The sequence below is a fragment of the Baekduia sp. genome (assembly GCF_035685985.1).
Classification (GTDB): domain Bacteria; phylum Actinomycetota; class Thermoleophilia; order Solirubrobacterales; family Solirubrobacteraceae; genus Baekduia.
Genome location: NZ_DASRZV010000024.1, coordinates 236,939 through 258,163 on the forward strand (window position 1 = coordinate 236,939; position 21,225 = coordinate 258,163).

19 protein-coding genes and 1 tRNA gene are annotated in these 21,225 nt (G+C 73.0%); 16 read left to right on the forward strand and 4 right to left on the reverse strand.

Features of this window, described 5'->3' with window-relative positions:
* The first annotated feature begins 51 nt into the window (after positions 1-51).
* A complete protein-coding gene (locus tag VFG42_RS13585) occupies positions 52-1,203 on the forward strand; it encodes a hypothetical protein (protein ID WP_324909273.1) in 1,152 nt (383 codons plus the stop codon).
* Positions 1,200-2,720, forward strand: coding sequence for an NAD(P)/FAD-dependent oxidoreductase (locus VFG42_RS13590; protein WP_324909274.1), 1,521 nt, complete (start codon positions 1,200-1,202; stop codon positions 2,718-2,720). The genes VFG42_RS13585 and VFG42_RS13590 overlap by 4 nt, the downstream gene beginning before the upstream one ends.
* On the opposite strand, the gene VFG42_RS13595 is transcribed toward VFG42_RS13590, so the two are convergent.
* Positions 2,704-3,984, reverse strand: coding sequence for a sensor domain-containing phosphodiesterase (locus VFG42_RS13595; RefSeq protein WP_324909275.1), 1,281 nt, complete (start codon positions 3,982-3,984; stop codon positions 2,704-2,706). The two genes, VFG42_RS13590 and VFG42_RS13595, sit on opposite strands and share 17 nt — an antisense overlap.
* A 71-nt stretch (positions 3,985-4,055) precedes the next feature.
* The gene (locus VFG42_RS13600; protein ID WP_324909276.1) at positions 4,056-4,589 is read right to left on the reverse strand and encodes an HNH endonuclease signature motif containing protein; all 534 of its coding nucleotides are present in this window, start codon (positions 4,587-4,589) and stop codon (positions 4,056-4,058) included.
* 85 nt (positions 4,590-4,674) lie between these two features.
* On the opposite strand from VFG42_RS13600, the gene VFG42_RS13605 reads away from it, so the two are divergent.
* On the forward strand, positions 4,675-5,625 hold the full coding sequence (locus tag VFG42_RS13605) for a hypothetical protein (protein WP_324909277.1): 951 nt from the start codon (positions 4,675-4,677) through the stop codon (positions 5,623-5,625).
* Between the two features lie 14 nt (positions 5,626-5,639).
* Positions 5,640-6,281 (forward strand): HAD hydrolase-like protein, encoded by a 642-nt coding sequence (locus VFG42_RS13610; RefSeq protein ID WP_324909278.1) that lies wholly within the window; start codon positions 5,640-5,642, stop codon positions 6,279-6,281.
* 17 nt (positions 6,282-6,298) lie between these two features.
* Here the strand turns inward: VFG42_RS13610 and VFG42_RS13615 are convergent, their stop codons facing one another.
* On the reverse strand, positions 6,299-7,030 hold the full coding sequence (locus VFG42_RS13615; protein ID WP_324909279.1) for a DUF892 family protein: 732 nt from the start codon (positions 7,028-7,030) through the stop codon (positions 6,299-6,301).
* Between the two features lie 87 nt (positions 7,031-7,117).
* Here VFG42_RS13615 and VFG42_RS13620 point away from each other — a divergent pair.
* The 4 genes from VFG42_RS13620 to VFG42_RS13635 all read left to right on the forward strand — a co-directional run bounded on the left by VFG42_RS13620 (position 7,118) and on the right by VFG42_RS13635 (position 12,169).
* Positions 7,118-7,190, forward strand: a tRNA-His gene (locus tag VFG42_RS13620).
* Between the two features lie 616 nt (positions 7,191-7,806).
* Positions 7,807-8,838, forward strand: coding sequence for an amidohydrolase family protein (locus VFG42_RS13625; protein ID WP_324909668.1), 1,032 nt, complete (start codon positions 7,807-7,809; stop codon positions 8,836-8,838).
* Entirely contained in the window at positions 8,835-10,517 is a 1,683-nt protein-coding gene (locus VFG42_RS13630) for an acyl-CoA synthetase (RefSeq protein WP_324909280.1), read from the forward strand. The genes VFG42_RS13625 and VFG42_RS13630 overlap by 4 nt, the downstream gene beginning before the upstream one ends.
* Positions 10,517-12,169 carry an AMP-binding protein gene (locus VFG42_RS13635; protein ID WP_324909281.1) on the forward strand — a complete coding sequence of 551 codons (1,653 nt, stop codon included), beginning with the start codon at positions 10,517-10,519 and terminating at the stop codon, positions 12,167-12,169. The genes VFG42_RS13630 and VFG42_RS13635 overlap by 1 nt, the downstream gene beginning before the upstream one ends.
* Here the strand turns inward: VFG42_RS13635 and VFG42_RS13640 are convergent.
* On the reverse strand, positions 12,166-12,936 hold the full coding sequence (locus VFG42_RS13640; protein ID WP_324909282.1) for a FadR/GntR family transcriptional regulator: 771 nt from the start codon (positions 12,934-12,936) through the stop codon (positions 12,166-12,168). The genes VFG42_RS13635 and VFG42_RS13640 overlap by 4 nt on opposite strands.
* A 200-nt stretch (positions 12,937-13,136) precedes the next feature.
* Here VFG42_RS13640 and VFG42_RS13645 point away from each other — a divergent pair, with 200 nt between their 5' ends.
* From VFG42_RS13645 to VFG42_RS13680, 8 genes are all read left to right on the forward strand, one after another.
* The gene (locus VFG42_RS13645; RefSeq protein WP_324909283.1) at positions 13,137-13,976 is read left to right on the forward strand and encodes an ATP-binding cassette domain-containing protein; all 840 of its coding nucleotides are present in this window, start codon (positions 13,137-13,139) and stop codon (positions 13,974-13,976) included.
* Entirely contained in the window at positions 13,973-15,022 is a 1,050-nt protein-coding gene (locus tag VFG42_RS13650; RefSeq protein WP_324909284.1) for an ABC transporter permease, read from the forward strand. Before VFG42_RS13645 ends, VFG42_RS13650 begins: the two co-directional genes overlap by 4 nt.
* A gap of 79 nt (positions 15,023-15,101) precedes the next feature.
* A complete protein-coding gene (locus VFG42_RS13655) occupies positions 15,102-16,094 on the forward strand; it encodes a substrate-binding domain-containing protein (protein WP_324909285.1) in 993 nt (330 codons plus the stop codon).
* A gap of 97 nt (positions 16,095-16,191) precedes the next feature.
* Entirely contained in the window at positions 16,192-17,373 is a 1,182-nt protein-coding gene (locus VFG42_RS13660) for a Xaa-Pro peptidase family protein (protein WP_324909286.1), read from the forward strand.
* Positions 17,370-18,755, forward strand: coding sequence for a four-carbon acid sugar kinase family protein (locus tag VFG42_RS13665; protein WP_324909287.1), 1,386 nt, complete (start codon positions 17,370-17,372; stop codon positions 18,753-18,755). Before VFG42_RS13660 ends, VFG42_RS13665 begins: the two co-directional genes overlap by 4 nt.
* A gap of 11 nt (positions 18,756-18,766) precedes the next feature.
* The gene (locus VFG42_RS13670; RefSeq protein WP_324909288.1) at positions 18,767-19,618 is read left to right on the forward strand and encodes a class II fructose-bisphosphate aldolase; all 852 of its coding nucleotides are present in this window, start codon (positions 18,767-18,769) and stop codon (positions 19,616-19,618) included.
* Positions 19,615-20,415: an HpcH/HpaI aldolase family protein gene (locus VFG42_RS13675; protein WP_324909289.1), complete on the forward strand. Its 801-nt coding sequence runs from the start codon at positions 19,615-19,617 to the stop codon at positions 20,413-20,415. Before VFG42_RS13670 ends, VFG42_RS13675 begins: the two co-directional genes overlap by 4 nt.
* Positions 20,397-21,203, forward strand: coding sequence for an SDR family NAD(P)-dependent oxidoreductase (locus VFG42_RS13680; protein ID WP_324909290.1), 807 nt, complete (start codon positions 20,397-20,399; stop codon positions 21,201-21,203). The genes VFG42_RS13675 and VFG42_RS13680 overlap by 19 nt, the downstream gene beginning before the upstream one ends.
* The last annotated feature ends 22 nt before the right edge of the window (positions 21,204-21,225 follow it).

A 21,225-nucleotide genomic window follows, 5' to 3' on the forward strand; every position in this document is an offset into this window, starting at 1 on the left:
AGGGAGACTGGGGGACACCCACAGTCCGAGACCAAGGAACCCCCTCCCCTCATGAACCCCGAGACGGACACCAGCCTGCACGAGGAGCTCCCCGAGCACCTCGACGACGACGCCGAGGAGGTCGAGGCCCAGCAGCGCGAGGTCCCGCGCTCCGGCCCGCTTCGCTTCGCGCGGATGACCGGGTCCTCGATCGCCGGGCGCGACGCCGCGCCGTGGGTCACCGACTTCCTCAACGCCGCGTACTACCGGCGCGCGGTCGAGAGCCGCGAGGTCGACGACCTGCGCTTCGCCTTCAGCGTCCTGACGACCTACTGGTACAACAAGGACACGCACCGGCGGCTGCACCTCAACGACCTCGCCGCGTTCCACAAGGCCTACGGCGGCGAGCGCCTCGTCACCGGCCGCTCCGCCCGCGGGACGCTCTCGCGCGCGCAGCTGGAGGAGGGCGCCGCGCGGCTCATCGGCGACTGGTTCCCCGAGGCCTACCGCGACGACGCCCGCCGCGGCTGGGGCATCGCCTTCGAGACCGTCGCCGACCGCGAGGCCTACAACCCGGAGCGCCGCCACGTGCTGGCCCGGCTCGGCGAGCTGACGCCGGAGTCCGCTCCGGTCGAGGAGCAGGTCTGGCACACCTACCCGCCGGTGGCGATGCCGTCGGCCGAGGCGGTCATCGGCGCGCTGACCCGGCCCGAGACGTGGCCCGACTACGCGTCGGAGATCGGCCGCTTCACGCCGCTGAAGGCGGGCGGGCTGGCCGACCAGGTCTTCGAGATCGAGGTCGCGGCCGGGACCGACTCCGGCCGTCCGATCTTCACGCGCGGGTACGTGACGATCACCCAGCTCGTCACGCCCGACGACCCCGAGGCGCTGGCCGCCTGGTTCGCGGCGCTGGAGGACGGGCTGGCCAAGTACGGGGAGAACGAGCCGCGCGCGGTGCCCGAGGGCGGCACGCCGCTGGTCGGCTTCGACCTGACCACGCACCAGGGCCACTTCATGGGCAACGGCCACAACCGGCTGTTGTTGTACACGATGCCCGACGGGTCGGCGTGGGTGAAGGCCGCGGGCACGTGGGACCCGATGCCGTGGCACATCGACAAGGCCTACAGGATCGCCGGGCGCGAGGCCCAGCACGCGTTCTGGGGCCAGGGCGAGGTCGAGCGCCTGAGCATGCTGCACCAGCTGGCCAAGCAGATCGCCTCGTGAGCGAGCGCGCCGACGCCGTCGTGATCGGCAGCGGGCCCAACGGGCTCGCCGCCGCCATCCGCCTGGCCGAGGCCGGCCGCCAGGTCGTGGTGCTGGAGGCCGCCGACGCCCCCGGCGGCGCGGTCCGCACCGAGGAGCTGACGCTGCCCGGCTTCCACCACGACACGTTCTCGTCGGTCTACCCGGCGGGCGTGGCGTCGCCGGTCTTCGCGCGCATGCCGCTGGCCGAGCACGGGCTGGAGTGGGTCCACCCGGAGGCCTGCTACGCGGCGCCGCTGCCCAACGGCGAGGCCGGGTTGCTGTACCGGTCGATCGAGCGGACGGCCGCGTCGCTGGACGCGCTGCACGCGGGCGACGGCCAGGCGTGGGCCGCGTTCGCGACGCCGTTCGTGGAGTCCTGGGACGCGCTGCGCGCGACGATGCTCGGCGGCTTCCCGCCGGTCGGCGGCGCGCTGAAGCTCGTGGCGTCGCGCGGCCCGCTGGGCGCGCTCGGGTTCGCGCGGCTGCTCGGCGAGTCCTCGGTCGGGCTGGCCCAGCGGCTGTTCGACGGCGGCGCCGCGCGCGCGTGGCTCTACGGCGCGGCGCTGCACGGCGACACGCCGCCGCACAAGCCGGGCGGCGCGATCGCGGCCGCGTACCTGAACTGGATGGGCCACACGGTCGGCTGGCCGTCGCCGCGCGGGGGCGCGGGGCGGCTGTCGGACGCGTTGGTGTCGTACTTCGAGTCGCTGGGCGGCAGCGTGCGCTGCGGCGCGCGGGTGACCGGCGTGACGTCCGCGGCCGGCCGGGCGACCGGCGTCGTGATCGAGGGCGGCGAGCGGGTCGAGGCCGCGACCGTCATCGCCGACGTCATGCCGCACGCGCTGGCCGCGCTGGCCGGCGACGCGCTGTCGGGGTGGTACCGCTCGCTGCTCAAGCGCTACGTCTACGGCCCGTCGACGCTGAAGCTCGACTGGGCGCTGGACGGCCCGATCCCGTGGGAGAACGAGGCGGTCCGCGGCGCCGGGACCGTGCACGTCGGCGGGCCCGAGGGCGAGCTGCTGGACACGATCGCGACGTCCGAGCGCGGGCTGCCCGAGCGGCCGTTCCTGCTGATGGGCCAGCAGTCGGTCGCCGACCCGACGCGCGCGCCGGAGGGCAAGCACACGGCGTGGGCCTACACGCACGGGCCGCAGGACGGCGTGCTGTGGGACGAGGCGGCGACCGCGCGCCACGTCGAGCGCGTCGAGGCGCAGGTCGAGCGCTACGCGCCCGGCTTCCGGGACCGCGTGCTGGCGCGGCACGTGCTCTCGCCCTCCGACCTCCAGGCGCGCAACGCGAACCTCGTCGCCGGCGACGTCGGCGGCGGGTCCTACATCCTGCGTCAGGTGATCTTCCGGCCGATCCCGTCGGTCTCGCCGTACCGCACGCCGCTCAAGGGCCTGTTCCTGGGCAGCGCGGCGGCGTTCCCGGGCGGCGCGGTGCACGGCGTGCCGGGGGATTCGGCGGCGCGCGCGTCGCTCAGACGCTGGCCATGAGGGCCGCGGGCGGGCCGGGGCGGCCGAGCAGGTAGCCCTGGCCCAGCGCGATGCCCAGCTCGCGGACCGTGGACAGCTCGGCCTCGGTCTCCAGGCCCTCGGCGACGACCTGCGCGCCGATGCGGTGCGCGAAGGCGACCAGCGCGGCGGCCAGCGAGCGGCGGATCGGGTCGTCGTCGATCCCGCGCGCGAGGTCGCGATCCAACTTGATGATGTCGGGCGACAGCTTGAGGATGTGGGCGAGGCTGGCGAAGCCGGCGCCGGTGTCGTCGATCGCCAGGCGCGTGCCGCGCCGGCGGATCTCGCACAGCGCGCCGCGCAGGCGCTCGTAGTCCTCGACCGGGAAGTGCTCGGTCAGCTCCAGCACGACGCGCGTCGGGTCCGCGCCGGCGAGGATCTGCGCGAGCTCGGGCGCGGCGATGACGTCGGGGCCGACGTTGATCGTCAGGTAGGCGTCGGGCGGCAGGTGGTCGAGGAGGTGGACGGCCTTGCGGACCGCGACCAGCTCGAGGCGGACGCCCAGCCCGGCGGCGTGCGCGTCGGCGAACCAGCGGTCCGGCGGGAGCGGGCCGGTCTCGTCGACCTGGGGGAAGCGCGCCAGCGCCTCGGCGCCGACGAGCGTGCCGTCCTCCAGGTTGACCAGCGGCTGGCAGACCACGTCGAGCGTGCCCTCGTCGAGCACGCGCTCGACGCGGCGGCGGGCGTCGGCGGAGGCGACGATCGCCGGGTCCAGGACGTTGGCCACGAACGTGCTCGACGGCAGCGAGTTGAAGGTCTCGACCTCGGCGGCGACGCGGGCCGTGTCGGCGGCGGCGCTGATCGCCACCGCGACGAAGCCGGCCAGGCGCGCGAGCGTGGTGACGTCGTCCGCGGTGAAGGCCGCGGGCTGCGCGGAGGTGACCTTCAGGACGCCGAGGGCCTGGGCGTCGTGCGGGTGGCGCAGCGGGACGCAGACCAGCGAGCGGGCGCCGACCGAGCGGCAGGCCTCGCGGTCGACGCGGTCGTCGGTCTCGGCGTCGTCGCAGCACAGCGTGGCCGCGAGGTCGATCGCCAGGCCCGACATGGTGCCCTCGGTCCGGAGCTTGAGGCCGAGCGCGTGGCCGAGCGCGCCGGCCGTGCAGACGTAGGTCAACGTGTCGTGCTCCAGCAGCTCGACGGCGGCGCCGTCGGCGGCGGCGACGACGTGCAGCGCCTGCTCGGTCACGCGGCGCAGGACCACCGAAGGGTCGGTGGCGTCGCGGATCACACGGTGCAGAAGGCGCATGGGCACGTACCCCGTGAAGTCGCCTCGAACTTCGGCGTCCTTGAGCGGCCCGTCAGGGGTGTGACGGTTCTCTAGATGGTCGCGCCCTTGCGCTGGTTGCACGGGGCGCAGAGGACCTGGAGGTTGTCGGCGGTGGTGCCGCCGCCGAGCGCGACCGGGATGATGTGGTCGAACTGCAGCTCGAAGCGCTCGCCGCACTCGACGCAGGCGCCGCCGTCGCGCTCCCAGACGGCGCGGCGCAGCTCGCGGGGGATGGGCTCGCGGGTGGGGCGGCGGTCCTCGTCGGCCTCGGCCTGGAGCGCCTGGTGGGCGCGCTGGAGGCGGCGCTGGGAGCGGGCGCGGCGCTCGTGGACGAGCGCGAAGACGTCGTCGGCGTCGAGGCCGTCGTCCTCCCAGTAGAAGCGGTCCAGGCACCACCAGTAGGTGCGGCCGGAGGACGTGTGGAGGACCGGGACGGCGCCGGTGCGCTGGTCGTCGCGGAGCCCGTCGTACTCGGCGCGGCCCAGGCCGCGGTCGGCGACGTGGCGGCCGGCGGAGAAGACCATGCGGCGGCGCAGCCAGGGGCCCTGGAGGGTGAAGCGGGCGTTGGAGGCTTCGCGCAGCATCGTGGCGCGGCGACGGTATATGGGGCGCGGCGGACGGCGTGCACGCGGGCGTGCGCCTCCGGGCGCGCGCTAGGGTGGCGGCGCCGTGCCGTCCGTCCGTGCTCGCCTGCCGCTGGTCGCCGTGCTCGCTGTTGGCGCGGTGGGGGCGCTGGGCGCGTGCGGTGGCGGCGGCGAGGCGCCGGCGGTGAGGACGTCGTCGACGGCGGCGACGGGGTCCGGGGCGGCGCGGGCCGCCGCGGCGCCCGCGTTGTGCGGGCGGTTGGACGTGCGCGTCGCCGGGCACGTGCACGCGCCGGAGGCGACCGAGTTGTCCGGGTTGGTGCTGAGCCCGACGCGGAGGGGCGTGTTGTGGTCGCACAACGACTCGGGCGACCGGGCGCGGCTGTTCGCGCTGCGGACCGACGGGTCGCTGATCGCGTCGCTGGACGTCCCGGGCGCGCGGGCCGTCGACTGGGAGGACATCGCGGTCGGGCCCGACGACACGCTGCTGGTCGGCGACATCGGCGACAACCGGGCGTCGCGGGCGTCGATCGACGTCTGGCGGGTGAAGGAGCCGCGGTTGGGCGACCGGCCGGCGACGACCGCGCCGGCGACCAGGTTGTCGCTGAAGTACCCCGACGGCGCCCACGACGCCGAGACGCTGATCGCCGACCGCCGGACGGGGGAGGTCGTGGTCGTCACCAAGCGCGTCGACGGGCGGTCGGGCGTGTACGCGGCGTCGGTGACGGCGCCGGAGACGCTGCGCAAGGTCACGACGCTGCGGCTCGGCCTGGGCGGGCTGGCCACGGCGGGCGACGTCAGCGCCGACGGGCGCGTCGTCGCGATCCGCACCTACACCGCGTTGTACGTGTGGTCGAAGCGGCCGGGCGCGTCGATCGCGTCGGCGTTGAAGCGCAAGCCGTGCGTCGGCTCGGCCCCGCTGCTGGCCGAGGGCCAGGGCGAGTCCTTGGCCTTGAGCGGCGACGGCCGCTCGTTCTATACGGTCCCGGAGGGCGCGAACGCCGTGCTGCGCCGGTACACCACCACCAGGAAGTGAACGAGTTGATGGACTTGAGCGCCGCCGACGCCGTGCTGTTCGACCTCGACGGCGTGCTCGTGGACTCGCGGACCGCGTTCGTGCGCAGCGTCAACGCCGCGCTCGCCGAGCACGGGCTGCCGGAGCGTCCCGCCGAGGAGCTGCTGCCGCACCTGGGCCCGCCGCTGCACCGGACGATGGCGCTGTTCGCCTCCGACGAGGCGCAGGCCGACGCGCTGGTCGTCAGCTACCGCGCGCGGTACCGGAGCACGATGGCGGCCGAGAGCGCGGTGTTCGACGGCATCCCGGAGGCGCTGGACGAGCTCGCCGCGACGATGCCGCTGGTGGTGGCGACGTCCAAGCCGCAGGCGATGGCCGAGCCGTTGTTGGAGCAGTTGGGGCTGCGCGGGCGGTTCGGCGCGATCCACGGCCCGCAGCTGCAGGCGCGCGACGAGACGAAGTCGATGACGATCGCGCGGGCGCTGGAGGGGCTGCCGCACGCGCGGTCGCCGGTGATGGTCGGCGATCGCAAGTTCGACGTCCTGGGCGCCCGCGCGCACGACATGCCCTGCGTCGGCGTGCTGTGGGGCATCGGCACCGAGCGCGAGCTGCGCGAGGCGGGCGCGGCGGCGCTGGCGACCGAGCCCGGCGAGCTGGTCGGGCTGCTCAGCGGCTGAGCGGGGTCGGGGAGGGCCTAGGACTTCTTGGCGCGCGAGGAGCGGGAGGTGGTGGAGCGCGTGGCGGTCGAGCGCGTGGAGCGCGAGCCCGTGGAGCGGGAGGCGGTCGAGCGGCTCGACGAGGACGTGGCGCGCCGCGCCCGGCCGCCGTTGCTCGACGACGCCGCCGCGGCCGCGGCCGGCTTGCGCTCCTTGGCCGGGACGTCCTCGCGCACGACGGCCTTGGCCAGCTGCGGGATCAGCTTCTGGAGGAAGGCGGCCATCCGCTCCTCCTGGCGGCGGAACTCGCGCGCGAGCTTCGCGGTGTCCTGGTCGTACAGCGCGTTGGCGAGCTCCTCGATCGCCAGGTAGTTGGCGATCTCCTCGAACTCGTTGAACAGCTCGGTCTTGGCGTTCTTCAGGAGCTTCTCGGCCTCGCCGGTGCCGCGGATCGCGTGCAGCGGGCCCTTCGCCAGCGCGACGCCCTTCTTCGCCGCCGAGGTCGCCTTCGCGGCCGCCTGCGACGCGACGTCCGGACCCGGGAGCGAGACCGCCTCCGCCTTGCCGCCCAGCGCCTTGATTCGGCGCTCCAGCCCCTTGGCCTGCGCCTGCGTCTCCTTGAGGTGCTCGCGCAGACGCTTCTTGTAGGCGTCGCGCGTGGTCATCGAGATGTGCGCCTTCAGCGCGGTCTCGAGCTCCTTCTCCTTGCCATACGCCTCGTTGAGGTACTGGATCAGCTTCGCTTCTCTGGTGCTCGGCTCGGCGGCCATGACGCTACGGGCTCCTCGTCGACGACGATCTCGGTCCTCCGAGGCCATTCCCGCCGGCCGGGTGGTCTACACTGCTTCTCTGACCTGGTGGGCGTAGCTCAGTTGGTAGAGCTCCTGGTTGTGGTCCAGGCGGTCGGGGGTTCGAGTCCCCTCGCTCACCCTCATCAAGAAGCCCCGCATATCGCGGGGTTTCGTCGTTCTTGGGGGCGGGCGGGATCGCCGTGGAGCGGGCCTCGGTTCAGGCACTAGTGCCTTTATTCGGCGATATTGCCGCCGATGCGTGGCGTTTGGCGCCGATCCGCCGGGTGCCGTGGCTTGCGGGCCACGGGCGTTGGGTCCGTTCCGGCAAGCCGGTCGCTTCACCCTTCTCGATGCTCTCTGCGCCGCGCGCACCGTAGGCATCTTCTGCTTGGGACGCCGAGTGCCCTTCAGGTCGCCGAGCCGGCCGAGAACGCATTGGGCCGCCCACCGACCGGCCATGCACGTTCTCGCGATGAGCCGGGCGGGCGCTACCTGGCGGGAGTGCCCGTGGACCGGCGTCGATGGCTGACGTGTGGCGCGTGACGGTCGCGATCACCGATATTGGTTGACCGGTTGACCGATCCATGGCAGACTGGGCGGCGAGTGACCCGCAGGACTCTCTCCGGGGACGCCTCGTGTTCATTGCGGGGCGTCCCCGAACGCTGCAGAGTCCGCACGGCGTGGCCTCTCACTCGTGCTTCGGCACACGATCGATGATGGGGAGTGACATGCATCCGAGATATCGCGGTCCGGTGATGGACGCGCATTGCCACTACGACGCGACGACCGCGGGGCGCGTCGAGGAGATCCTGGATCTTGCGGGTCTCGAGGGCGCCGTCCATCTGTGGGACGTCGAATGGCCGCCGCCGGGCTTCGAGGCCGAAGGGAAGGCGTGGGCGGAGGCGCTGCCGCGGCTTCACCGCTGTCACGTTCCGGACCTCTCCCGCCTCGGCGAGCAGGGAAGCGAAGCGGCCCTTGACCGCGAGCTCCGCGCCGCCGCCGCCGCGGGCGCGGTCGGCGTCAAGTTGTGGAAGAACTTGGGGCTGTGGCTCGACGATGCGGCCGGTGAGCGCGTCAGCGTGGACGATCCGCGGCTCGACGCGATCTGGGAGGCGGCGGCGGACACGGGCTTGCCGATCGCGATCCACGTCGGCGACGCGCCGGCGTTCTTCGCGCCCCTCGATCAGCGCAACCCACGCCTGGAGGAATTGCGCGCCCATCCCGAGTGGTGGTACGGGAGCGAGGAGTTCCCGTCTCTGCGGCAGATCCACGAGGAGTTCGAAGCGGTCGTCGCATCCCACCCCAACACCATGTTCGTCGGGTTGCACTTCGGCTGCTTCATGCGGTGGGCCGACGTCGACCGGATGCTCGGCTCGTATCCGAACTACCACGTCGACACCGCGACGACGATCGCGGACATGGGTGCCGACGATGCGTGGGAGACCGTGCGAGCGGTCATCCTCGGTCACCCGGATCGCGTGATCTTCGGGACCGACCTGATCCGTACGAAGCCCTTCGACCTGCCGTCGGCCGACGGGGGATGGGCGGTCGGCGACGACAGCGCCCGGGAGTCGCCGGCCCGTTGGGACCTCGCGGAGTTCTTCTCGCGTCACTGGCGCTTCTTCGAGACCTCGGAGACCGGCCTCCAGCATCCGTTGCCGATCCAGGGACCTTGGACCGTGACGGGGCTCGACCTTCCCGACGAGGTGCTGCGCGGGCTCTACTGGGACAACGCGCACCGCGTGTTCAAGCTGCCGCGAACAGCAGGACTGGAGGTCCGGTCGTGACCCCCGCACGCACCAGGCCGACCAGGACGAGCGCGCCGCGGATGACCGAGTACGCGAGCGAGCGACGGACGTTCGGTCTCCATCCGCCGGAGCGCTTCAACGCGGTCATCGGGATCGTCGATGCGTGGGCCGTCGACGAGCCCGACGCTCCCGCCGTGCTGTCGGTGGCCGGCGATGGGGAGCCGGTCGCGCTGCAGACGGCGGCCGACCTCGCGCGCGCAGCGGGCGAGGCAGCGCGGGCGCTGCTGGAGCTGGGCGTGGCGCAGGGCGATCGCGTGTTCGTGATGCTGCCGCACGGCCCCACCTGGTACGCGGCGTTGCTCGGCTGCATGCGGATCGGCGCGGTCCCGATGCCCGGTCCCAACCTCCTGACGCCGAAGGACATCGCCTACCGCGTCGGCCGGGGCGGTGCCCGCGTCGCGATCACCGACGCCAACGGCGCGGCGAAGGTCGACGCGAGCGGCGCGGTCCTCGACGTGAAGCTCTGCGGCGGCGGCGGCGGCGCGCGGGCGGGCTGGCTGGACTTCGGCGAGCGTTGTGCCCGAGCGGGTGGCGATCCGCTGCCGGCCGACCCGACCCACCGCGACGACCCGCTGCTCCTGTACTTCACCAGCGGAACCGTGTCCGAGCCCAAGATGGTCGAGCACGTGCAGTCCTATGCGCTCGGGCACGTGGGCACCGCCCGGTTCTGGCACGACCTGCGCCCCGGCGATCGTCACTGGACGGTCGCCGACACGGGCTGGGCGAAGGCCGCATGGGGCGGTCTCTTCGGTCAGTTCCACGAGCGTGCCTGCGTGGTCCAGGTCGCGCTGGGACGGCCCGACGCCGACACGGTGCTCGGCATCGTCGCCCGCCACGGCGTGACCTCCTTCTGCGCGCCGCCGACGCTCTACCGGATGCTGGTCCAAGGTGACTTCTCCAGGCACGACCTGTCGTCGCTCCGGCATTGCACGAGCGCCGGCGAGCCACTGAACCCGGAGGTGATCCGGGCCTGGGAGGACGGCACGGGCCTGACGATCCACGACGGCTATGGCCAGACGGAGACGACGTGCCTGGTGGCCAACTACCGGTCGGTCCCCGTACGCCAGGGCTCCATGGGACGCCCGATGCCCGGGTGGGACGTGGTCGTCGTCGACGACGGTGGATCGCCCGTGGGCGCCGGCGTCGTGGGCAACGTGGCCGTCCGCTGCGAACCCAACCACCCCATCGGGCTGTTCCGCGGCTACGAGGGCGACGCCGAGGCGACCGCCCGTGTGTTCCGTGCGGGGCTGTACTTCACCGGTGACAAGGCCGCGGTCGACCCCGACGGGTACCTGTGGTTCGAGGGCCGCGACGACGACGTCATCACGTCCAGCGCGTACCGGATCGGGCCGTTCGAGGTGGAGAGCGCGCTCATCGAGCACCCGGCGGTGACGGAGACCGCGGTCGTCGGCCGCGACGATCCCGACCGCACGCAGGTCGTGGTGGGCGTCTGCGTCTTGGCGAACGGCTACGGCCCGTCGGACGCGCTCGCGCGTGAGCTCCAAGATCACGTCAAGCAGACCACCGCTCCGTACAAGTACCCGCGCGAGATCCACTTCGTCGACGAGCTTCCCAAGACCGTCAGCGGCAAGATCCGGCGGTCCGAGCTCCGAGCGTGGCTGCACGCCGGCCGGCTCTCGGCTCGCGAGGGTCGCTGATGGCCGCGGCGACGCGTGGTCGAGCGTCCTACGCGTACGGGGTCGGCTCGACGCCGCTGCTGGGCCGGACGATCGGCGAGCAGCTCGAGGCCACGGTCGCCGAGCGCCAGGACGCCGAGGCGCTCGTCAGCGTGCACGAGCGGCGTCGATACACCTACGCTCAGCTGGACGGTGCCGTCGATCGGCTGGCGTGCGGCCTGCTCGGCGCCGGGATCGGCGTGGGCGATCGCGTCGGCATCTGGGCGCCGAACTGCGCGGACTGGGTGCTCCTGCAGTTCGCCACGGCCAAGGTCGGGGCCGTCCTCGTGAACGTCAACCCGGCCTATCGCACGCATGAGCTGGCGTATGCGTTGAGCCAGTCCGGCGTGAGGATGCTCGTGAGCGCACCGGCGTTCAGGGGCAGCGACTACACGGCGATGGTCGACGCCGTCGGGGGAGAGCTGCCGCAGCTGCGACGCACGATCTTCCTGGGATCGGACGATTGGGCCGAGCTTGCCGAAGCCGACGTGGACGGCGGTGCGCTACGCGCGCGGATGGACGCGCTGAGCTTCGACGACCCCATCAACATCCAGTACACGAGCGGCACGACCGGGTCCCCCAAGGGCGCGACGCTCTCGCACCACAACATCCTCAACAACGGGTTCTGCGTCGGCGAGCTCCTCGGTTACGGCGCGGCTGACCGCGTCTGCGTGCCCGTGCCGTTCTACCACTGCTTCGGGATGGTGATGGGCAACCTCGGCTGCGTGACGCACGGCGCGTGCATCGTCATCCCCGCCGCCGCGTTCGATCCTCGGGCGACCTTGCGGGCCGTCGACGACGAGGCGTGCACGTCGCTCTACGGCGTTCCGACCATGTTCATCGCCATGCTCGAGGACGAGGACTTCGGCGGCTTCTCGTTGGCCTCGCTGCGCACCGGCATCATGGCGGGCTCGCCGTGTCCGGTGGACGTGATGACGCGTGTCGTGCGGGACATGCACATGGACGAGGTGGCGATCTGCTACGGGATGACCGAGACGTCGCCGGTGTCGACCCAGACGCGCCGGGACGACCCGCTCGAGCGGCGCGTCGGAACCGTCGGGCGGCCCGGGCCTCACGTGGAGGTCAAGATCGTCGACCCGGAGACGGGCGTCGTCGTTCCGCGCGGCGAGCCCGGCGAGCTCTGCACGCGTGGCTACGGCGTGATGCTGGGCTACTGGGACGACCCCGAGCGGACCGACGAGGCGATCGACGCGGGCCGCTGGATGCACACCGGCGACCTGGCGACGATGGACGACGACGACTACTGCAACATCGTCGGCCGGATCAAGGACATGATCATCCGCGGCGGTGAGAACGTGTATCCGCGCGAGGTCGAGGAGTACCTCCACGGCCACCCCGACATCGTCGACGTCCAGGTGGTCGGCGTTCCGGACCGCCGCTACGGTGAGGAGCTGTGCGCGTGGGTTCGCCTGCGACCGGGCGCGGACCTCGACGGCGCGGCCGTGCGGGCCTTCTGCGACGGCCGGCTGGCCCACTACAAGATCCCGCGCCACGTCCTCGTCGTCGACGCGTTCCCGATGACCGTGACCGGCAAGGTCCAGAAGTTCAGGCTCCGGGAGGCGGCCATCGCCGAGCTGGGCCTCGAGGCGCTCGCGGCGACCCGGACGGCTTAGGGCGACGTGGCGCCCGTCTCGGCGGGCTGCGCCGCGTCCGCCTCCAGCGCCTCGCGCAGGCGCCGGTTCGCGCGCTCCATGTGGGCCCGCATCGCCTCGCGTGCCGCCGCCGCGTCGCCCGCGGCGATCGCTTCGACGATCGGCTCGTGCATCGCCAGCGACGTGTCGTTCTCGCCGGCGTGACGCAGGACGCGGTCGACCCATACGCGCAGGAGGGCGCGGAGGCTCGTCACGAGGTTCGCCAAGACCTCGTTGCCGCCGGCGCGGGCGACGTCCAGGTGGAAGGCGATGTCGGCTTCGACGTATGCATCGACATCCTTGACTGCTCGGCGCATCGCATCCAGACGCTCCCGCAGGACGGCGATCTCCGCTTCGCCGGCCCGTGTCGCGGCCAGCCCCGCCGCGACGATCTCGATCTCCGTCCGGGCCTCGAGGAGGTCCATGATGCTGGGCACCTTCAGCAGGAGGCCCCACTCGATGACCCGCGGCAGCAGGTCGGAGCCGGAGCGGCTGAGGTACGTGCCGTCGCCCTGGCGCACCTCCAGCAGGCCGAGCAGGCTGAGGGACTTGATGGCCTCGCGCACCGCCGAACGCCCGACGCCGAGCGCCTCGGCGAGGTTGCGCTCTCCCGGTATGCGGGTGCCGGGCTCCACCTCGCCCGACAGCAGGTAGTCGAGCAGCTTGCGCGTGATCTCGGCCAGCGGCGGCTCGCGGGGGGTGACGCGCAGGCTGCTCGGGAGCGTCGGCGATGAAGGATTGGTGCTCATGGGCTCCCTTGAGGCGCGAGGCGAACGGTGGCGTCCTGGTGGACCGGTCGACCCTTACGGTACCGCACGACGAGCACGCCAAGCTTGCGCCTCAGACAAATTGGTTGACCGGTTGACCTATGGCTGGTACGGTGGTCTCGTATGGGACGGAGAGCAGCAACCAGGTGCGCGAGCGGCGCGCACGACGGGCCGGTGGGCGCATGACCGACACGCCACCACCGACAGCGACCGACGCCGGGCAGCGACCGCCGGCGCTCGTCGCTCGCGGCATCGTCAAGCGCTACGGGCACGTCGAGGCGCTCAAGGGCGCGGACTTCGAATGTCGCGCGGGGGAGGTCACCGCGCTGATCGGCGACAACGGCGCCGGGAAGTCCACGCTCGTCAAGATCCTCTCGGGAACCGCGCTGCCCGACGCGGGCACGATCACGGTCAACGGCGCGGAGTACCGACCCGACTCGCCGGCCGCCTCGCACACCGCCGGGATCGAGACCGTGTACCAGGACCTCGCGCTCGCGCCGGACCTCGGACCGGCCGCGAACCTCTTCCTGGGCCGGGAGCGGCGGCGGGCCGGCCTGCTCGGTCGTCTCGGCTTCATGGACGACAGGGCGATGCGGGACGACGCGACGCGCACCTTCGCGGAGCTCGGCGTCACGGCCGACACCAGCCGGGCCTCCGTTCGCGCGCTGTCCGGCGGCCAGCGTCAGGGCGTCGCCGTCGCTCGCGCCGTGGCCTGGGGCCGGAGCATCGTGCTCCTGGACGAGCCGACCGCCGCCCTCGGCGTCGTGCAGACCCAGAACGTCCTGCGCCTGGTCCGGACCGTCGCCGACTCGGGGATCGCCGTCGTCCTGATCTCTCACAGCATGCCGGACGTGCTGGCCGTGGCCGACCGCATCGAGGTGCTGCGCCTCGGGCGCAGGGTGGCCCGGTTCACGCGCGCCGAGGCGTCGGTCGACCGCCTCGTGGCGGCGATGACCGGCGGAGCCGAGGCGGCCGCGCCGGCGGCGGGCCTCGCCGACATCAACGGAGGTCACCCCGCATGAGCCCCAACGCCACCGAGGGTCGCGCCGCCACGGCCGGCGCGGCGACGCCGCCACCGGACGACATCGCCCGCGACGGCCGCGGCCGGCCCGCGCTCGCGCGGGTCGTCGCCAACCCGCTGTTCGCCGTCGTCACCGGGCTGATCGCGCTGGTCATCGCGTTCTCGATCGTCAACGGGTCGGCGTTCGCCAGCGTCGACAACGTGCGCAACATCACGCTCGACGCGGCGATCACGCTGGTGCTCGCCGTGGGGATCACGTACGTGATCGTCACGGCCGGGTTCGACCTGTCGGTCGGCTCGGTGCTGGTGTTCTCCGGCGTCTTCGCGATGAAGGTGATGGGGTGGGTCGGCGGAAGCTCGTGGCCGACCGCGCTGCTCGGGCTGCTGGGGGCGCTGGCCGCCGGCGGCGCCTGGGGCGCGTTGAACGGGTGGCTGGTCGCCTACGCGCGGCTGAACCCGATCATCGTGACGCTCGGGTCGCTCGGCGCCGCGCTGGGGCTGTCGTTGGTGGTCGCCGGGGGCGCCGATCTCGTCGACGTTCCCGCGTCGATGATCGACCTGGGCAACGAGCGCGTGCTCGGCGTCCCGCCGGTCGCGCTGATCGCGCTGGTGTTCGCCGCGGTGGCGGGCGTGGTGCTGGCCAAGACGGTGTTCGGGCGCCACACCTACGCGATCGGCTCCAGCAAGGAGGCGGCGGAGCGCGCCGGGATCGCGGTCGAGCGCCATCTCGTCAGGATCTACCTGTTCTCGGGCGCGTGCGCCGGCCTGGCCGGGTGGCTCGCGCTGGCCCGGTTCTCGACGACGAGCATCTCAGGTCACTCGCTCGATGCTCTGAACGCCGCGACCGCTGCGCTCCTGGGTGGCGCGAGCCTCTATGGCGGCGTCGGCACGATCGTCGGAACGGTGCTGGGAGCGTTCATCCCCGTCGTGCTGGCCAACGGCCTCGTGATCGGCGGCGTCCAGTCCTACTGGCAGCAGGTCGTCACCGGCGTCGTCCTGGTCCTGGCGGTCTACCTGGACAGCGAGCGCCGCAAGCGCAACGAGTGAGAGAGAGGCGCGGACGCCTGGCGTCCGCGCGGTGCCGCGGGTCGGACACGTTCAACGAAGAGGAGTGACGATGCGAAAGATGGGCTGGTCAGTGCCGGCCTTCGCGGTGGCCTGCGCGGTCGCCGCCTGTGGCTCGAGCGATTCGGGCGGCTCCGGCGCGAAGGCTGCCGGTGGCGGCTCGTCGTTTGCCGGCAAGAAGCTGTCGATCGTGATGCCGGAGTCGGTGCCGGGGTACGCGAAGCAGATCGGCTGCGGCGCGTATGAGGAGGGCAAGCAGCTGGGGTTCGACGTCGGTCGGCCGCAGGCGCCGTCGAAGTCCCAGGACGCGGCCGAGCAGGCCCAGGTGCTGCAGTCGGTGCTGGCGCGCAACCCGGCCGGCTTGATCTTCAGCGCCGCCGATCCGCAGGCCGGTGGCGTCGCCATCAAGCCGGCGGTGAGCAAGGGGCTGCCGGTCGTGGCCGTCGACGTCGCGCTGGCCGATCCGTCGCTGGCCATCTCGTTCGTGAGCTCCAGCCACGAGCAGGGCGGCAAGCTCGGCGGCGAGTTGTTGGCCAAGCAGATCGGTGAGCGTGGCCAGGTCCTGGCCATCGGCGTGATCCCGAGCAATCCGATCACCCAGGGCCGGATCAAGGGGTTCAAGGAGGCAATGGCCGAGTTCCCCGACATCGACGTCGTGGCGATCAAGTACCCCGACCTGGACATCAACAAGATCGCCGCGGAGGCGTCGGCGCTGCTCAACCGCTATCCGAACCTGAAGGGCATCTACACCACCAACGACACGATCGCCTCCAGCGTCGCGACGGCGCTGCGCCAGTCGCAGAAGGTGGGCAAGGTCAAGGTGATCACCTGGGACCTCCAGCCCGCCGGGATCAAGCTCCTGCAAGAGGGCTCGGTGACCGGGACGGTCGTCCAGCGTCCCCGTGAAGAAGGGCGGATCGCCGTCCAGCAGCTGGCCAACAAGCTGTCGGGCAAGCCGGTGACCAAGAGCGTCACGGCGCCGCTGTCGACGGCCACCAACGACCAGATCAACGACCCCGCGATCAAGGCCCTGTACTACAGCAACCCCTGCTAGGTCCGCCACGCGACCCGGGCGGTGACCGGTCGCGGTCGCCGCCCGGTCCGGCCGGCGCCCCCTCCCGTTCCGCCCCAGGACCCACTCCTTACCTCTCGTGAACCTCGAACGATCAACCAAGCAGCGCGCTCCCTTCGACGCGGGCAGGCTCGACGCGCTGCTGCGAGCGCGCGATGTCGCCGCCCTGCTGGCCACCTCGCCGCACAACGTCCGCTACCTGCTCGGCGGCTACCGCTTCTTCCTCTATGACCGGCTCGACCCGATCGGGCCGTCGCGGTACCTCCCGGTCGTCGGCTACGTCCCGGAGCGGCTGGGCGACGCGTTCTACGTCGGCGCCGGCAACGAGGCGTGGGGGACCGACGCCCAACCGCTGTGGGTGCCGAGCGTGGAGCACCGCTCGTGGGGCACGACCGACGCCGCGCTGGCGGCGGCCGAAGCGCTGCGGGCCCGCGGCCTGGAGCGCGCGACGATCGGCGTCGAGCCCGCGTACGTGCCTGCCGACGCCATGGCGGTGCTGACCCGCGAGCTTCCGAGTGCGAGCTTCGTCGACGTCGGCCCGGACCTGGACGAGCTGCGTGCCGTCAAGAGCGCCGCGGAGCTCGAGATCCTTCGTGGCGCGTCGCGCGCCGTGGTCGAGGCGATGCTCGCCACGTTCGCCGCCGTCGACGTCGGGATGTCCACGCGTGAGGTGGCCGAGCGCCTGCGGCAGGAGGAGACCCTGCGTGGGCTCACGTTCGCCTACTGCCTGGTGGCCACCGGCCGCAGCCACGCGCGCGCGCCGAGCGATCGACGCATCGAGCCCGGCGGCGTCCTGTCGCTGGACTCGGGCGCGGACCGGCTCGGCTACACCGCCGACCTGACGCGGATGGGCATCGCCGGGGAGCCGAGCGCGCGCCATCGCGAGCTGCTCGCCGAGGTCGACGCGGTCCAGCAGGCCGCGCGGGCCGCCGTCATCGCCGGGCGGCGCGGCGGCGACCTCTTCGACGCCGTCGGCGAGGTCATCGGCGAGCTGCCCGACGGTCCTCGGATGAGCTTCCTGGCCCATGGGACCGGGCTGCTGACGCACGAGGCGCCCCGGCTCACGGACACCGGCTCGCCGCCGTACCCGGCGACGCATCGCGACCGCGACCTGGTGGCCGGCATGGTCCTGTCGATCGAGACCCACGTCGCCGACCCGGCGCTCGGGTTCGTCAAGCTCGAGGACACGCTGATCGTCACCGAGGACGGCGGCGAGCCGGTCGGCGACGCCGGGCGCGGCTGGAACCCGCTGGGGCGATGAGCGCGGCGCGGATCGCACCGACCATCGACGGGCCGGGCGAGTCGCTCGCGGTCCCCGACCCCGACCGCGTGCGGATCGCCGTCATCGACGACGATCCGACGGGCACGCAGACGGTGCGGGACGTGCCGCTGGTCATGTCGTGGGACCCGCCCGACCTCGAGTGGGCCATGGCCACGGCGCGACCCCTGTTCGCGATCCTGACCAACTCACGCGCGCTGCCCGAGTCCCGTGCGATCGAGATCAACCGCGAGATCGGCGAGCGGCTGACGGCGGTCGCGGATCGCCTCGGAGTCGACGTGCGCGCGATCAGCCGTGGCGACTCGACGCTGCGCGGGCACTTCCCCGCCGAGCCCGAGGCGCTGGCCGCCGGCCTGGCGACCGGCGGCCGGGCGGTCGACGTCGTCCTGCTCTGCCCGGCGTACCCCGAGGCCGGCAGGGTCACGATCGACGACGTCCACTTCCTGCGCACGGGCGAGGCGCTCGTGCCGGTGGGCGAGACCGAGTTCGCGCGGGATCCCGTCTTCGGCTACCACGCGTCGGACCTCGTGGCGTGGATCCGCGAGCGCGCCGGCCGGGACGCGGGCGTGGCGACGATCGGGCTCGACGAGCTGCGCGCGCAGGGGCCGTCCCGAGTCGCCGAGGTCCTGCTCGGCGCGCGCGGCCGGGCGCGGTATGTGGTCGCCAACGCCGTGGAGGAGCGTGACCTGGCGGTCATCGCCGGCGGCGTCGCGCTGGCCGAGCGGCGCGGCCTGCGCCTCGTGTGCCGGACCGGGCCCTCGTTCCTGTCCGCGAGCGCGGGGTGGCCGGCGCCCGCGCCGCTCGAGCCTGCCGAGCTGGGGACGGCCGACACGCACGGGCTGGTCGTCGTCGGGTCGCACACCGAGTTGACGACGCGGCAGCTGCGCACGGCGCGCGCTCGGCACGCGCTCGGCGTCGTCCTGTTGGACGTCGACGACGTGCTCGGGGGCGCGCGCGACGACGCGTGCGCCCGCGCGGTCGCTGCGCTGCGCGCCGCTCTGCGCGACGGCGACGCGGCCCTCGTCACGTCGCGCGCGTCGGCGCACGAGCGCTCCGGTGACGCGCTGGGCCGGGCGGCCGCGATCGCTGACGCGATCGTGGCCGTCGTGGGCGACGTGGCGGCGGACGCCGACCTCGGCTGGGTGCTCGCCAAGGGCGGCATCACGTCGCACGACGTCGCGGTGCGCGCGTTGGGCGCGCAGCGCGCGACGGTGCGCGGCCAGCTCTTCCCGGGCCAGGTCTCGGTGTGGGAGCTCGGGACGGGCAGCCTGCGACCGGGCCTGACCTACGTCGTGTTCCCCGGCAACGTGGGCGACGAGGACGCGTTCGCGCTCGCGCTCGATCGACTCAAGGGCGTCGCATGAACGGTGTGGGTGTGGAAGCGCTGAGGCAGGCACGTCGGGAGCGCCGGGCGCTGGTCGGCTTCTCGATCTACAACCTCGAGCAGGGGCTGGGCGTGATCCGCGCCGCCGAGGCCGTCGGGGCCCCGGTCCTCCTGCAGGCGGGGTCGAGCGCGTTCCGCTACGCCGGCCGCGAGCCGCTCGCGGGCCTCGCTCTCGGGCTGGCCGCCACCGCCGCCGTGCCGGCGGGCGTGCATCTCGATCACGCGACGGACCTCGGCGAGATCGAGGCCTGCCTGCGCCTGGGCTATACCTCCGTGATGTTCGACGGCTCGGCCCGGTCGCTGGAGCGGAACATCGAGGCGACGCGCGAGGTCGTCCGGCGCGCCCACGCCGCCGGCGCCTGGGTGGAGGCCGAGTTGGCGGGCATCGCCGGCGACGAGGACGAGTCGTCGGGGCGCCAGGCGACCGCGACGACCGACCCGGGCGCGGCGGCCCGGTTCGTCGCCGAGACGGGCGTGGATGCGCTGGCCGTCGCCATCGGCAACGTTCACGGCATCGGCGACGAGCCGGTCCGTCTCGACCTCGACCTGCTCGCGCGCATCGGCCGCGCCGTCGAGATCCCGCTGGTCCTGCACGGGGCGTCGGGACTGCCCCCGGCGGAGGTGTCGGCGGCGATCGCCCTCGGGGTCGCCAAGCTCAACGTGAACACCGAGTTGCGACATGCGCTGCGCGAAGCGGTCCTCGCGCGCGCTGCCGATCCCCCTGCGGGAGACGGCGTCGCCGCCCTCCTCGATCCCGTCATCGGCGCGACGCGGTCGGCGGCCGAGGCCAAGATCCGCGCGTTCTCAAGCCCGTCCGCATCGACCACAGGGAGCTCATCGTGACCAGTTCCACCAACGGCGGTGGCCTGCACCGCGACCGCCCGCTGCTCGGCCTGATCGTGAAGATGCCCGCGGCCGCGACGGTCGAGCTGGCCGGCCACGCGGGCTTCGACTACGTGTTGATCGACACCGAGCACGGCCCGAGCGGGATGACGGAGCTCGAGCATCACATCCGCGCGGCGGACAGCGCCGGCATCCGCTCGCTCGTCCGCGTCAGCGACGCCCGGAGCCCGGACATCCTCCGCGCCCTGGACACCGGCGCGCACGGCATCGTCGTGCCGCACATCCGGTCGGCGGACGACGTCGCCGCGGCCGCCGCGCTCGTCCGCTACCCGCCCGCGGGCCGCCGCAGCCTCGCGCTCTCGACGCGCGCCGGGCGGCACGGGCTGCGGCCGCTGGCCGACCACCTCGACGCTGCCCGCCGCGACGTCGTGCTGATCGGGCAGCTCGAGGACGCCGAGGCGCTCGAGCGCATGCCGGAGATCCTGGGCACCGACGGGCTCGACGGCGTCTTCATCGGCCCGTCGGACCTGTCGGCGTCGCTCGGCCGACCCGGTGAGACCACCCATCCGGCGGTCGTCGATGCGCTCGATCGCATCCGCCAGGCGGTGATCGGCACGGGGCTCTCGCTGTGCATGCTGGCCGCCGACGAGCGCGAAGCGCAGCGGCTCGTCGACAGCGGCGCCAACTTGGTGTTCTTGAACGCCCCGTCCCTGCTGGCCGGCCGCCTCAGCGCGGTCGTCACGGCGCTGGCACTCGACCACGAACAAGGAGCTCGACGATGGCCCACGACCACTTGACGACCGACGACGCCAAGCCGGTGCTCGAGCGCTTCCGGCTCGACGGGCGCCGGGCGCTCGTCACCGGGGCCGGCCAGGGCATCGGGCGGGCGTTCGCCCATGCGCTCGGCGAGGCCGGCGCGAGGGTCGCGGTCATCGACCTCGACCGCCGTCGCGCCGAGGCCGTCGCCGCCGAGCTGTCGGCCAAGGGCATCGATGCGCTCGCGATCGAGGCGGACGTCAGCCGTGAGGACGCCGCCGAGCGCTATGTGGGCCACGTCGTCGACCGCTGGGGTGGTCTCGAGATCGCGGTGAACAACGCGGGCGTCAACCGCAACTCGGCGGCCGAGAGCACGCCGATCGCGGAGTGGGACGAGGTCTTCGCGATCAACGCGCGCGCGGTCTTCCTGGGCTGCCAGGCCGCCGGGCGGATCATGCTCGAGGCGGGCTACGGGAAGATCGTCAACACGGCGTCGATGGCCTCCATCCTCGTGCCCCACCCTCAGAAGCAGGCGGCCTACAACGCCGCGAAGGCGAGCGTGGTCCAGCTCACGCGCACGCTGGCCGCCGAGTGGGCGGACCGCGGCGTCTCGGTCAACTGCATCTCGCCCGGGATCATCCGCACCGCGCTGATCGAGGAGTCCGAAGCGCTGCGACCGCTCGTGTCCGAGTGGCTCACGCAGATCCCGGCCGGTCGGCTCGGCGAGGTGCGCGACCTCCAGGCCGCGGTCGTCTTCCTGGCCTGCGAGGGGTCGGACTACGTGACCGGCCACAACCTCGTCGTCGAGGGCGGGCAGACGCTCTGGTAGCAATTGGTTGACCGGTCGACCG

What these genes read in the sequence shown, in the direction of transcription:
- VFG42_RS13635 (WP_324909281.1), top strand. Translation starts at nt 10,517, where the DNA reads ATGGCCGCGGCGACGCGTGGTCGAGCGTCCTACGCGTACGGGGTCGGC.
- VFG42_RS13680 (WP_324909290.1), top strand. Translation starts at nt 20,397, where the DNA reads ATGGCCCACGACCACTTGACGACCGACGACGCCAAGCCGGTGCTCGAG.
- VFG42_RS13600 (WP_324909276.1), bottom strand. Translation starts at nt 4,589, where the DNA reads ATGCTGCGCGAAGCCTCCAACGCCCGCTTCACCCTCCAGGGCCCCTGG.
- VFG42_RS13625 (WP_324909668.1), top strand. Translation starts at nt 7,807, where the DNA reads ATGGACGCGCATTGCCACTACGACGCGACGACCGCGGGGCGCGTCGAG.
- VFG42_RS13645 (WP_324909283.1), top strand. Translation starts at nt 13,137, where the DNA reads ATGACCGACACGCCACCACCGACAGCGACCGACGCCGGGCAGCGACCG.
- VFG42_RS13655 (WP_324909285.1), top strand. Translation starts at nt 15,102, where the DNA reads ATGGGCTGGTCAGTGCCGGCCTTCGCGGTGGCCTGCGCGGTCGCCGCC.
- VFG42_RS13615 (WP_324909279.1), bottom strand. Translation starts at nt 7,030, where the DNA reads ATGGCCGCCGAGCCGAGCACCAGAGAAGCGAAGCTGATCCAGTACCTC.
- VFG42_RS13665 (WP_324909287.1), top strand. Translation starts at nt 17,370, where the DNA reads ATGAGCGCGGCGCGGATCGCACCGACCATCGACGGGCCGGGCGAGTCG.
- VFG42_RS13650 (WP_324909284.1), top strand. Translation starts at nt 13,973, where the DNA reads ATGAGCCCCAACGCCACCGAGGGTCGCGCCGCCACGGCCGGCGCGGCG.
- VFG42_RS13585 (WP_324909273.1), top strand. Translation starts at nt 52, where the DNA reads ATGAACCCCGAGACGGACACCAGCCTGCACGAGGAGCTCCCCGAGCAC.
- VFG42_RS13640 (WP_324909282.1), bottom strand. Translation starts at nt 12,936, where the DNA reads ATGAGCACCAATCCTTCATCGCCGACGCTCCCGAGCAGCCTGCGCGTC.
- VFG42_RS13595 (WP_324909275.1), bottom strand. Translation starts at nt 3,984, where the DNA reads ATGCGCCTTCTGCACCGTGTGATCCGCGACGCCACCGACCCTTCGGTG.